We start from the raw sequence: 258 nt of genomic DNA, 5'->3' as shown, positions 1-258 counted from the left end.
GGATATCAACCGCATCGTCGGCGGCGCCGACCTGCATGTCGGCCCGCACTTCCGCGCGTATGGCGAGATCGCGCATGGCGGGCTGGCGGGCCAGAACCTGGGCAATGTCGCGGGCACGCTCCGCAACGATCTGGTCGTGCAGCAATCCTTCGTCGATGCCACGGCGCAGGTCGACGGGATCGATGTCGGCATCCGCTATGGTCGCCAGACCTTTGCCGATGGTCCGAACCTGATGGTCGTGCCCCGCGACAACAATAC

1 pseudogene is annotated in these 258 nt (G+C 65.5%); it reads left to right on the top strand.

Annotated features, from left to right (window positions below):
- Nucleotides 1-258 (top strand): annotated as a pseudogene (locus AC0IW9_RS31200) (alginate export family protein); the annotation flags it as partial.

The sequence above is a fragment of the Belnapia sp. AC561 genome, from assembly GCF_979252845.1.
The sequence above is the reverse complement of the archived record's forward strand: the minus strand, read 5'-3'. Positions and strand labels throughout refer to the sequence as shown.